Origin of the sequence: Flavobacterium sp. N502536 (assembly GCF_025947345.1) — a bacterium.
In the GTDB taxonomy this organism is placed as follows: domain Bacteria; phylum Bacteroidota; class Bacteroidia; order Flavobacteriales; family Flavobacteriaceae; genus Flavobacterium.
Window position 1 is genome coordinate 3,002,031 of record NZ_CP110011.1, and the last position, 13,755, is coordinate 3,015,785.

Annotated in this window: 4 protein-coding genes; all 4 read right to left on the minus strand. The window is 41.2% G+C overall.

The annotated features are described in order from the left end of the window. Nucleotides 1-158: 158 nt before the first annotated feature. From OLM61_RS12870 to OLM61_RS12885, 4 genes are read right to left on the minus strand one after another with little or no spacing between them, the layout of a single operon-like run. Nucleotides 159-8,729 (minus strand): hypothetical protein, encoded by an 8,571-nt coding sequence (locus OLM61_RS12870; protein ID WP_264523055.1) that lies wholly within the window; start codon nucleotides 8,727-8,729, stop codon nucleotides 159-161. A 2-nt stretch (nucleotides 8,730-8,731) separates the two neighbouring features. Beyond that, on the minus strand, nucleotides 8,732-10,228 hold the full coding sequence (locus OLM61_RS12875; protein WP_264523056.1) for a hypothetical protein: 1,497 nt from the start codon (nucleotides 10,226-10,228) through the stop codon (nucleotides 8,732-8,734). A gap of 4 nt (nucleotides 10,229-10,232) precedes the next feature. Further along, nucleotides 10,233-12,737 (minus strand): hypothetical protein, encoded by a 2,505-nt coding sequence (locus OLM61_RS12880; RefSeq protein ID WP_264523057.1) that lies wholly within the window; start codon nucleotides 12,735-12,737, stop codon nucleotides 10,233-10,235. Then, entirely contained in the window at nucleotides 12,734-13,729 is a 996-nt protein-coding gene (locus OLM61_RS12885; protein ID WP_264523058.1) for a hypothetical protein, read from the minus strand. The genes OLM61_RS12880 and OLM61_RS12885 overlap by 4 nt, the downstream gene beginning before the upstream one ends. Nucleotides 13,730-13,755 lie beyond the last annotated feature (26 nt).

Genomic DNA, 13,755 nt, shown 5'->3' on the forward strand with positions numbered 1-13,755 from the left:
AATAACAGTAAAAAGTGGGGGACTTTTATCAGCGTTATAATTTCTAAGAAATAAAAAAAGCGCAAAGTCAGAGACATTTGCGCAGCTTTTTATGAGAACTCTTCGCAGAACGGATGTTTTGAGTGTTCTGCTTTTTTATGTATTGTATTCATTAATGATTAAGTCGTTGTAATAGCTGTTAGCGATAATGTTAGTGGAATTTGCAAGATCGGTACATAACTGTCGGTTACCGAATAAGCAGTCAGCATGAAGGTATAGGCTCCGGCATTAGTTTGCGGATTATTGCTTTCTATCCAGTTGTTTATTCCTCCGGTTATCATATCGGCCATACCTTTTCCGTGATCCGCGACTGTCAGTTCAGTAGGAGTAACGAGTAGTACAGGTACATCTATAGGGAAAGTTGTTCCCGGAATGACATAACTATAATCGCATTGCATTTTTATCGTAAAGCCGGTAATCGCAGGATCTATCTTCTCCGTTAAGGCATCAAACAAGGCCAGTAGCTGTACATTGAGTGTGCGGGTTGGCTGTAACGGATAAGTAGCGGTTGCAATTGTGTTAATGTCTATAGGGGTATCCGCATTTAATAATGGAATCAGTTTGTTATAGAACATTATCTGCGGCGTTTGATAGATAAATGACTTATTGGTAGTTTGCCATGTACCATCCTCGTTCTGCAACAGTTCTTCGTTTCTTATTACGGCTACACTGCTCCAGGCATTTTGTGCATTCAGGATATCCAGATCATTAAGCTCAACGGTTCTTGAAGGATCATTATTTCGGTCTTCATATGACAGATAGACTTTATTTCCTTCATTGTCAGTAGTGTAATACAAGTATTCATTTGTTGTACCTTCAATCGGTTCGCTTGTATAGCCTGCAATGGATACGTCGATCGTAACATTGGCAGATTGTTGGTTCGTAGAATCAATAGTGACAATTAAGTGTTCCGTTGCTTCCTGAGGACTTTCGGTAATCGTGTAAGACAATGTAAATGGTGGTGCAGGAGCGGTTGTAAATGCTCTTGCTGCCAACATGGTTTTTCTAGGATTGACCTGATTGGTAACGGACCATTGATCGGCCACCTGATTTACAATATCGATAAAAGCCAACATCGCATAACGGGCATTAATAGCCAAAGTTGAATCGGCTTTTAAAGTTGCCGGAGTCAGAAGGGCAAGGCAATTGTCGAAATCGGCATTAATTAACGGGTAAGAATCGATAAATTGAGCAAATGCCTGATACAGTCCTAAATTTGGTGTATTTGTATTGGCATTAAAAGTCTGATTCTGATCCGTAACATTAAACTGAATTTCTGTTACGATAGTATCCTGTGCCGCTGAAGGGTTTTGATACGTATAATAGTACTCCCATTGGCGCGCTTTTGCTATAGTGACCGGCTGTGGCTGAGTCGATTCGTTTGCCGGATAATCAAAGTTCTGTGCCGATATCGAAGGAGGCGTTGGGTAAGCACGCAACGGAACCGGTATAGTGGTTGCTCCAACATCACTCATATGAGCAAGTGGACTGTCTTTATGATCGATTTGGCCGTCAAGCGGAACGATAAAGGTTAGCCACGAAGAGGCAAGGTAATCTGCCAGATCCGGTATTTGCGTAATGTCAAATTCGAGGTGACTTACTTTGTATTGCATATCGCTAAAAGAGAAGCTACGGCTTTCTGCGGCATCTTTGGCTTCAAACATATAAGTCAGCCAGGAATTACCGTTAGCCGTTGGAACTTTTGCGGTAGACAATGAATATTCGGTCGATTTTAGAACGGTATCAGTGCCATCGGCAGTAGGATCAAGACCTAACATTTTTCCGTATAACGAAGGAACGTAAGGCTCTTTCGGCGGTACATTGTTTGAATTGGCATATTCAGCACCTTTGTAGGCCGAGTTTATAGCGGCAGTAGTTTGTACAGAGGCGATATAACGATACGCATTTGCCAGTTGTATCAGGATTTGCTGTTTCCATTTTTCCTGAGCATTACCAATATTGGAAGGCTCTTTTCCGGCACTTGGCTCAATAATAAAGTCGATAGTTCCTTCAATCGCTTCAGCCAGTTTTTGTTTGGCATCGAGTATCAACTGTAAATAATCCGGATCTCCGGCAAATACATCATTGGCAGTCAGTAAAAAGGCAGGAACGGAATATGATGGGCTAAGGAATTTGTCTACAGCCTGTAAAAACTGTAAGCCCCAACTGTCCATATCGATACTTGTGTAATTTTTGGTGATGCCATTGTCTGCCGGATAAGGTTTACCTTGCTGATACGCATTGATCTTAGCAGAGAACGACTGTAAGCTGGTTGCCAACGGAATAGGAGCAAAGTAGTATACCTGCTGATTGTTAAATCCGAATTTAAGACCATTCACCCCAGTGCTGTCAAAACGAACCATCCAGAGTGGTGCATTTGCAGTTGTATCGCTGTTGCCTTTGGTAAGATTGGCTCCGGTAGCAGCTTTAAGTACAATGCCTGCATTTGGCTGATTGATAAAAGCAGCTTCAAATTGTTCGGCAAAATAAGTGAGTGCCAGCATCGCGTTTACACCGTTTTCGGATAAAGGCTGAATAACAGTGCTGGATATAGCGACTCCCGCAACATTCACGAAATTAGGATCTAAGTTCGCAACACGTTTCATCGTCAGGGTTGTTGTTACCAATGAAATTTCCGGTAAGGTAGTAATATTGGCGGTTGATACTACTGAACTGATGGTATAGGTTTGAACCGCAGCCGGCTGTTGACCTGCAATGATCGCATTTAAATACACAATAATAGGATTGATAAAATAATTCAATACATCACTGTTTGCAATACTATGATCTGTTGGCGTAATCACTCCTTGTGCATTGGCCTGATCTTCTACTGTTGTGGTGTAATGAATCACCATATCGCTATTGCTAAGCTGATAATAGATGTTCATAAACGTAATGATATCGATCTGAGCATTATTCTGTGCTCCGTCACCTATATAGCGTACCGTATTGAAATTAAAATTAAGACTAAGGTTTGGTTTACTGTTAACCGCACTAAATAAGTAGGATACCGATACCGATGGCCATTGGCTTAGAGCAATAATCGCATCTGCATATAAAAGCTGCATGGAAGCATTTAACGGAGTGGTTCCATTTGGCGGTACATTTCCAAACATATCCTGCCAATTCATAACCATTTGTACCGTAGTTCCTATACCGGCATATGGGTTTGGATATTTCGGATCTGTTCCTTGCGGCTGTACATATTTGTAATAAGGTACAACAGCGCTGTAATTCCAATCTTCAACATCATCATTGGCCGAAGCGTTTCCATTTTTGGTATTCTGAATCGCCTCGTCGTCCATCGAATCTACAGGACCTGCCGGAGTTGGATTGATGTAAGCCGGAAGGGCTGGTACTGTTAATCCGATAAGATTAAACTGTGTTTGCAGGTAGATCTGATCCTCGGTTAATGTTGGTACGGGTTGTGTAGGCACATAATCGCCCGGATTTTTACGGGATACTTCGTAACCTACCGTTCCCGGTAATAAAGTAGCCACACGTGTGGTGTATTGCTGTGCTACAGGAGCGGTATCCGGTGACTGAACATACACAGAGGTATTGGTCGTGTCAATGGTATCTCCTATAACAACACTGTTTACAAACGGGCTTAAGATCAGGTTATCATAAGTAACCACTAAGGCTAAATTAGCCAGTCCGTTACCTGCAAAAAGGGTATCCGGCAATCCTTTGTTCTCGCTGTTGTTGTAATAGAAGTAGAAACCACCGCTGCGAACAATACTACATTCCCATAATAACTTAATAAAATCACCTGCGTTATTGAGAGTATTATAATCACGATCCGGAATTTCCGCTATAAAACTTCTCGCGAACATGGCTTCTGCCGGATTGGTTTCTGTGGACAGATTGGCTTGAACGATGGCCGTTTTATAACCTCCGTTTAGATCTGAAATATAACCTCCATTGCCATTTTCAGTCGGGTCTGGCTGATAGAGTATCTGAATTTGCTGAATGGTTTTGGTTCCGTCGCTATCAGCATGTGTGTTCAGATATGTCAATAATTCCTGTAAATACACAGTTCCTGCATCATCGGCACCTATCAAATTGTACATGTTGTTTGATAATGGTGTAATCTGACCGTCTACAGCAGTTATTTTTTGTAAAGAGAAATTAACAACTGTACCCCAGGTGTAATTTTTTACCGTTGCTTTTGTCGTACCGGTATCGGTGGTCGTTAAAGTTTTAACATCAAAAAGCCAGTTTCCTTCTTCGGCAAAAATGGTCGTTAAATTAGACGGTAATTTCCATATAACAGGTTGATTGCTTATGCCCGAATAGTAATCACCCGGATATTGCCATAATGCAGGAGCTCCTAATGAGAAGGTTTGCGGAGTATCGTTGTAGTTGATCAATGCGGTTGGCCCGTACAAAAGTGTCGGCGACAAGCTAATCGATGCTACATCGTGTATGTGTTGTATTTCACTGTCATCAATGGTTATGGTAAGGGTATTATTGGTGCCTGAAACCATCGTAATCCAGGATGCCGTTGGATTTTGCAGCAGCACTGAATATTTATCACCTGCTTTTAAGGTCGAAGGTATGGCAAGCTGTTGGCCTGTTAGTACATACAACGGTTTTGTTACTCCTTTTGCAGCGTCTGGTGGCTGAGGCAATCTCAGACCATGCAGCATAAAACGGGAAGCCATACCACCAATTCCCTGTACGCTGTCGGTAACCGCATTCGAAACCACATCACTTACTTTGCCGGAAAGTTTTCCTTCCTTGTCGAGAGAATCGGCTGCTGCCTGTAATGCCTGTTTGGCGACTAGAGCCACAAAATCGGTAAACATAAAGGTAGGGAAAGACAGGTTTGGCTGTTCTTCGTAAGTTGGATCGGATACATTGCTGCAATCAGAAGAATCGTAATATTCGGCGGTAATATTGGATTGATAATCTACAGCAGATGAGGCGAGCAGTACCGTTATATCGCTGATATAATTTTGGGTACCTGTCATGCTCTGATTAGCAAAATTAATTGGAGTACCCGCAGTACCGTTTAGATCGGTATTCAGAATTAATTCCGGGACTACAGGGAAAACCGCTGCATCCATACTTCCGTTTTGTGTGGCATCAACAGCGCGGATGTTTAACTGGAAGTATTTACTGAAGAAAGTTCTGATGTCATTGTTTGTCGTATTGATGTAGTTAAACGGTGCGACATGATTGGGTCTTGTATTAAAGTAGCAAAGCAGTGTACTGATTTGATCTGCTGTGATTTCCTGCTCTTTTAACCAATCCAGACCTGTATTATCGATGGTATTTCCAATGAGCGCATTAAACGCCCAGTAAAGAACACCTTCGGTTAAGGCTGCGAGACTGTTGTCGTTAGAATCGGTGTTGATGTACAGCATCGAAGCATATTGAGGTCCTGCTGATCCGGCTTCTCCTGAAACGGTAAGCTGCGGGAAAAACAGTAAGTCAAGCGGCACTTTTACAGCTGGTACAATAGGCTGCCATTTTAGATACACTGGCGTTGCGGCCAGACTTAACATTCTGGCATTTCTGCTGGTCATATCCAAAGCAACTCTTTGTCCTGATCCTTTTACCGGACAGTAGTTCCATGGTGCATTGGCCGATGTGTCGCTACCAATGATGAATGAAGCACTGATAGTGGCGCTAAAGTGCAGTGATACTTTGATAGAGAAGAATCCGAGGTTAATTTTAACGGTAAGTTTGACCGAAACTCCGGCTTCAAAAGTGATCGGTATCGGTTTGTAACTTTCGATAATCATCGTAATATAGGCGTAGGCCATAATATCAAGTCTGGCAGAGATAATCGCAAAATTAATCTCACCGTAAATATGACCTGTTAACCCAAAAGTTCCCTGAATTTTAAAATAAGTTTCGTCATGTGTACTTAAAGAAGTGTTGGCCGTAAAAAAGCCCAATACCCCCTGAAAAATACCAACAGCGGTAAGTGAAAGTCCGGCTTTTAAGATTCCCTGATCGACTGTTTTACCCACTCCTAAAGAAAGTCCTAAACCAAATTCGATAACAGGATTAAACACCCCACAAGTGGTGGTTGGAACATTAGTGGAGGTCGCTCCGCTAAGGTAACCGAAATAGAATCCTCCGAATCCCACAAACGGAAATACCTGTACCGAGAAGGAACGCGAGAAATCGGTTATGCTGGCCGGGAAACCAAAGTCCAGATAAAAATTACCATTGGTATATACTTTTATGCCAATAATCGGAAGTGTAATGGAAACGGCTCCAAATTCAAGATGCCTGAACTGATCGGGTAATTGCAGATCGATCTGATACATTCCGATCGAGTCGTTTATTTTTTTATAAAGAATCTCAAACTGAAGATTTTTAAAAGCGCCTGCTTCTTTGCTTACGCCAACCAGTAAGCCGTACATATTAGGGTCGTTGAATACGGCTGCTATACGATAAAATTTAGCTACTGTAAAATCAGTTCCAATCAGCCAATTGCTGTCCTGATCGAATACCAGTGTTCCCGGTTTTGTGGTGGCCGTTGCTGCCGGTACCGGTATTGCAGTTGAGCTTTCGTCGGATGTGGCGGTAAATGCGGTTGATAATGCCGTAATAGCAGCATCAACCGAATTCAGGCTTGGAACGTCATACATCGTAACGTGCTGTCCCATAGCCAGTAATTTCAAGTCAAAAAACTCGCTTCCCATTCCCGGTACAGCCGGCATTTTTGTGGCATCACTTCCTTTACCGTCTTTTTGCAGAGGGGAATCATTTTCGATAGGAAGTCCTAAGAAAGTACCTTCAATATAGATATAAACACCACTGCCTGTGATGGAATCGTCTTTGGTGATTTTGAGGGATTTTATATTGATGAAACCCAAATCTACTTTTATCGGAATGGTGGCTACAATGCTGCTCTGAGCCGAGTCTTTGTATCGGGTGTAGGTAAATTCAAAACCGGAAAGATCTATACTGTTTAGGATGTTCCAAGGCGCAGATAAACTGAAACCCGGACTGAAGGTTCCCACCAATGTTGAGACAATTTCTCCGAGTGATATTTTATCAAATTTAATATCAATGATATCATTTTTTGCACTGCTGGTATAGGTAATCGTACTGGCAAATTCCGGTATTTTTAGGTAAACTTCGGTATCGGGCGTGCCAAATTTGTATCCCACGATAAAAGTCAACCCAAGCATTTGTCTGGCGTCGGCTGTACCGGTTATGGTTCCTGATGTTTTGCCGTCGGTATAGGTAATATCAACATTAGCACTGAGGTCTAAGTTGAAAGAGCTGTATTGCAGGTGCCAGGCCACATCACCTTTTATTTCATAGATCGATGATTTGGCTTTATCATTGGGCAAAGTGTCTTTAAAACTTACATTGCTGATGCTTGGTAAATTGTCTTTTACCCAACTTGGTATGGTATCGTAACCCATGCCAAAGGCTTGTAAAAAAGTAACTGCGATATCGCCTAGTGAAATTACCTGATCGGTTCCGGTGCTGGCACCAAAAATCCAGGCTTCGGCATCATAGCTTGCATATATATTTAAATCAACTCCGGAATCGGGAGTTGAAGGGCCTATGTGAAAAGTTCCGGCTATTTGTCCCGTCGTTCCTCCCTGTTGACTGTTGATGTCTAGTGTTAGACCGGTCATGGTAAAACTTAAGTCCGGATTTTTTATGGAAAAAAAGGTCCAGTCAGAAACAACATTACAGTTTACGGAATAGTTTTGTGATGTAGGAGCAATCAGTATACTTAAGACAGTGATTTCTGAATTTAAATCAAGCGAAGTTCCACTCCAAAACATACTCAACAAATCACCTAACTGTATCGTACCTGAATCGAGGTTGACCTGTGCTTTAAAACTAGGAGCTGTTGTTGCGGTTAGGGTTAATAGATTTGAATTGGGCGGACCAATGGTAAAACTACCCGCAATAGTAAAAGAAGTTGCTATAGATTGAGAATTGCCGGGGTTTTGAACCAGGGCAATTATACTAATATTTGTTATTGCCATTTTAGGCAGGATCTGCCAGACATAGGTGGGGGCTGTACCGATACCAACCGATATGTAATTGACTTGTTGACCCGCTGCGTCATACATGATGTCTATTTCCTGTAATCCTAAATCGGTCAGTGTACTAAAAGGTTGTGGCAATGCAGCACTTAAGTTTACACCGCCTACTAATTGGAAAAAATTGGATATACTGGGTAATGGCGCATTAAAACTTCCTTGAAACAACCATGTATTGTCGACAACAGGATAGCTCATTTGTACCGTTAAACTGACTCCCGTGTTAATTGTTCCTCCTATGAATCCAAATACTGTTGCATCACTTTCGTAAACCTGAACACCAATAAAAGGATTGGAAAGTGAAAACCAATTTATTCCGGCAATTTCCCATAAACCAGCATTTTGTGTGGCGGTTAGATTTGAAGAAATTCCAATATCTGAATCACTAAAAATAAATGAGGTCTGCATGGCCATGCCGCCTATTGAATTACTGTTTCCGGTAAGGGTAAACTCCAAAAGAGCATCATCCCATTTAGCGGGTTGTAATACTGCATCACTAATGGTAAAGTTAGTTCCGTCAATAATACCGGAATAAAAAGTACCAATTCTATCCGTATTTAATACATCAGGTACAAGGTTAAAAGTACCATTTCCATTTGTTATTTGTGTCTGAATGGATTCGTACAAGCTTTTTAAGGTAAGTGTATCTTGTGCCATGCTTATTTGTTTTTTAAATACTGTAATAGATAGAATACGCCCATAAGCATTTTATCTTCACGTTGATTATGAAAAAAAGCTCTTAACGAACGAAAATAGATCTGAGCGGAAGTATCCGGGGCTTCAAATGCAATAAGTATGGCAAAAGCCAGTATTTCTGACGGTACATCATAGCTGCCATCTTCAAGATCTCTTTTCCAGTCGAGAAGCGTGGATCCGATGATCTTACTCACTTCTTTCATCGCTTCAGCATTTTCTCCAGCATTCATTGCATTAAGGGGAAGTGTAGGGTATAAGGTAAAAGAATCATTAAGCTGACTGGTTAATGCGAGATAATCTTTACCAAAGTTTAAGATAAGACTATTGGTTGCTGCTCCCTCAAAAACAGGAGGTATATCGGCAATAAAATAAAGATAGTTAAAAGCATACAGTGGTAAAGATCCCATTTTTACAACCACAATGTTGTTTGGTTTACCTTCCAGCGCTGTAATCGCATCCGGTAAAGCTGCGTCGTTATAGTTGTAGGTTTTGATTCTTGCCGGTAACTTATTTTTAACGATCCAGCCTTTTAACGGATTATTTTCCAGGTTTTCATTTGTTCCGTCAACCAAAGTGGTGAAATCATTATAAATTTCGGCGGATAATGTAGAAATAATGACCATAACAGTTCCTTTAACCTGACCGCCGACTTTATCTGTTTTGTCTTGTGCCATCGCTACAGCGGCTGCCAAATTAAAGAGTACTGTGGCAGTGTTAATGGATTGAAAACTAAGAGAATCTATTCCGTAAACCGGCATCATATTAGTCTTTTTGGCTAACAATGAAGTAGTGATCTGATTGTAAATGGGGTATTTATCGGCATATTCAGACGCCTTAAAAAAGTTAATATTTGTAGCATCCATTACCGGATCAGCGATATAGTACCCTCTTTTAGCAAAGGATAACGGACTTAATGCGTCTGAACTATCAAGGGATGTATTTAATTTCGGGATTTTACTTGCGGTTTGTATCAGACTGGATGCCAGTTTCCATTGATAAGGCTGTAATATTAATAGATACTGAACATAAAAGTACTCCGCTATGTTATCCTCCACACCGTCTGCTCCACCTGTTATGCCTATTTTATAAATAGGCTGTACTGCTCCTCTGAATCTGGATTCACTAACAAAAATAAAAGATGCATCCCCCATAACTACAGGTTCAGAAGGGTCGTTCGGGTCGAATTGAGGAAATAATATCGCAATTTTCGCGATATCATTATCGAAATAAATCACCTCAAACATTCCTTTTAGTCCCAGTGCAACCATTCGATATATAATATTGGCCGCAGTAGATTGATGTCCCAAACCTCCACTGGAAAAGATTATAAACCGAAGCTGATCCTCTGCACTAGGGTCCGCTATTAAGGCTTTTAATGCAGCCAGATTTTTATCAAATGCCGCATCGTTTACCTGGGCCGCTTCATTAAGTAATTTTGTTATGGTAGAATTGAATGGCATATTTTTAATTTTTTACGTAGGATCCATACCAGCCTAAACTCTCAGGTTTTGCATTGGCAGCTGGATTGCCAAATAGCATAAAACATATATTTCCTCCCGGAGGAAAGGACAAACTGAATACTTCTAAAGCAATATTGTTGATTTTCATCAAATAGGCGACACTTGTCGTACCAGTAGCCTTTTGCAGCATGATCGAACCAATATTTAACTTCAGTACACCCTGTAAACTAAAAGAAGGAGCTTGCGGGTTAACGCCCGGTAATTTTACTCCCGCCCAGGCGCCTTTTGCTCCCACACACCAGGCCATCATAAAGGTTGAGGTAAATCCGGCTGAACTGGCCAGTGATCCTAAGGTTCCCATATTCAGGTTAAAAACCAAAGCATACCATTGACCGCTTACACTTTGCTGCTGTTGTAACGACGGGATCGCTACATTCAGAAAGCCCTGTGAAGTTGGACTATTGGTGGCATCTCCATTGGTTATACCGGACAATTGTAAAGGAAAATGAGAGTACAAACTGTCTTTTCGCGGCGTACTTTGTCCCACATCAAATGACATCTGACTGATATCAAAGACAAAATTTTTGGTAGTAGGAGTTTCCAGCTGAAAGGTGAGGTCTACATACATATTAGAATAGGAGAGTCCTCTGAAATTGTTGGTAATGCTGTCGGGTTCCGTTCCAAAGGAAAACAAATCAAAACCTTCCAGATCATTATAATTGATAAAGCCCCAGAAAGAAAATTTAGCATTAACGGTATCGCTTGTTACATCGTTTTGAGGCACAACGGTAACAAAAGATGATTTTATTATTTCAACATCTGTAATGATATTGGCATTGACCAAATTCAATACATTATCGGAAGTATTGGTAAAGGTATAGGACGGAACTCCATTGCTGTTTTCGTAAGTACCGGTAAGTATAATCAGATTGGCACGGTTTGTTCCATCAACCTTTTCCCCAAAAAGTTTGTTGACCGTCAAAGCCAGATAACTGTTGTAGTTGTAAATCTTACTGTTGGTAAATACAATTTTTAACTGTAATACCACAAAATCATAATCAACGGCACCGTTTATAGGAGCCGTGTTTTTATAGACAACGGGATCCGATCCCATACCTTCAAAAGTTGGATCTTCATAATCTATCAAAGCAAACATCGAACTGGTAGGCTGCATGGATACGGTGCCCTTGTCATTGTTTACGATACTAATGTCAACACCGAAATGATGTGCATAAAAATTATTCAGATCAATACCGGCCAGTAACCCTTGTAATTCCTTCGGAAAATCCTGTACACTGATATCAACTCCAAGAGCGATAATACCCTGCCAGCTAGGGTTTGTGGCTATGTTGTAAAAATTGAGATAGTCATTGTCGTGCTGTACCGTATACTTGTCCATCCCGCTTTGGATGTATTGTTCGAGCCACATACTCAGATTAGGAAGTCCGTTCGTCCTCGTATCATTAAAGGTATCCGGTGAGTTCCAGCCCTGAATATTCTTTACCTTATCGGTTAGTTTACCGGTGCAGAATTTAAATATCAGTACATTTTTGTACTTGCCGTTAGTGGGTTCTTTCGGTACATTCAAGATAAATGGCCATTCGGTAATTTCCATTTCATTACTGAAATTATCCAGCACATAAGTACCATCACTCAGTTTTTGATTATAAGAAATGACCAAAAACAACTGATTCGACTGTAAAGCCGTTTGAAGCGTAGTACTTGGAGGTGAAAATTGTAAATTAAATACCTTTGAAAGCGTACCATCTGAAGTTAAAAACTGATTACTGGCCAACTGTAAAGTATTCCATTTTCCGTCAGTTGAATCAACGTTAACATAAAATCCCTGCGGACTGGTAGAGGATATCCCACTGGCATTTTCGTTTACGCTTGCCCGGGCAGTTAATAACCGGCTAGCTGTTGGCGGAATATTTTGGGTACTCATTACATTGGCTATAATGGCTTTTCTGGACGGGTTGAGTATTTGTTTTTCGAATAATGAAAAGTCAACATTCTGGGACGGAGTTGCGGCTGTTGCTCCATAAGGCACCAAAGGAAAAAAGATGGTTTGACTGGCAGCCGATAACACACCCGATCCGGTTGTGAGATGACTGAACAATGGAGATTGTGAATCTTTATCGGGAGAGAACAGTGGCGAGCCCTGCGGTTGTGCATGATAAACCACAGGAGTCTCATTCTGATTGGCCAGAACAACACCATTCCATGCCGTAATATAACTGTTGGCAAGCCACTCCTGAGTAGTGTTACTGCCTACAACATTCTGAGTCGCCTGGATAGGAAACTGGGGAGCAAAGGCATTTTGATTGGTTTGATAATACAGCCAGTCTCCGGAACCCGTAACCACATTATTGGAATCAATAAACTGAGGCGTAAAACTAATGGTTTCTGTAGAACCCAGTCCGCACATCAATTGCACCTGATTGTTGGTGTCAATATTTTTCTGATACGAGATATCAAGTGTTAGTATCGATGCTCCCTGCGGTGTCATATACCATACGGCATACGGGTCGTCCGGGTTTGTTCGCTAAACACCAGTAACGAACTGTTTTGTGTTGGATAATTTAAAGAAACACCGTTGTTTACAAAATTGGTATAAGGAATCAGAATTAGAGGATAACCGAAATTAGTGAGGTAATAAGAGGGTAGAGCCGAAATTCTGCTTTGCTGTGTAGCAGTATTATAGGTCAGCCCCAAATAGGCAAAGTAAGTATTAACACCGGCCTGGTTCAACAAATCGCAAGGATAAATACTGCCCTGCATGGTGATGAAATCATTTAAACTTCCTGCTTCTATAAGAGAGTAGGTCACTCTGGTGAGTATACCGTTATTGGCATTGTTGTTAAAACTGTACTGATTGCTGACATTAAAGCCAATAAAATCAGAAGCAGCGTCAAAGCCCAGTATAAAACGGATATGTCCTTGCCCGACTCCCGTAAGTGGTATTTCGATGTTGCTTTGAATCTGACTTGCAGACCCCAGATTGTTAGACGAGAAAGTATAATTGTTTGCTCCTTGCTGACCGGATATTGTCATCGTATTGTTGGTCGTATCCAGCGTCAGTATAACATTATTGTTGCTGATGAACAAGGTGGCATAGTTGTTTCCGAAATTGTAGTTAAACCCGGTTAGAACAGAATAAATGCCATTGGCTCCTGCTGTTAAAACGAGTTGGGGGGTATTGGCTTGGGTTAAGGCTATGTTAGGGTTCGTAAACCAAACTACTGATGCCGACTGATACGTTTGCAATGGCCCAAGAAAAGTATAGACATTGTTTACAAAGATAGTAATGTCAAGGGTTGGCGCATTTAATGAAAATAAAAAATAACCATTGTAACCGGAGAGTTCATCCAGTCCAATAGAACCACTTTCCGGACCTGTAACACCATTTGCCAGAAGATAGGCACACCAGTTATTGTCTCCTGCAGCCAGATACAACGAACTGTTGCCTGACGAAGTATTTGTGAATTGTAAGGTTGCCATAAATTCTACTTGGTAAAGTTTAACAA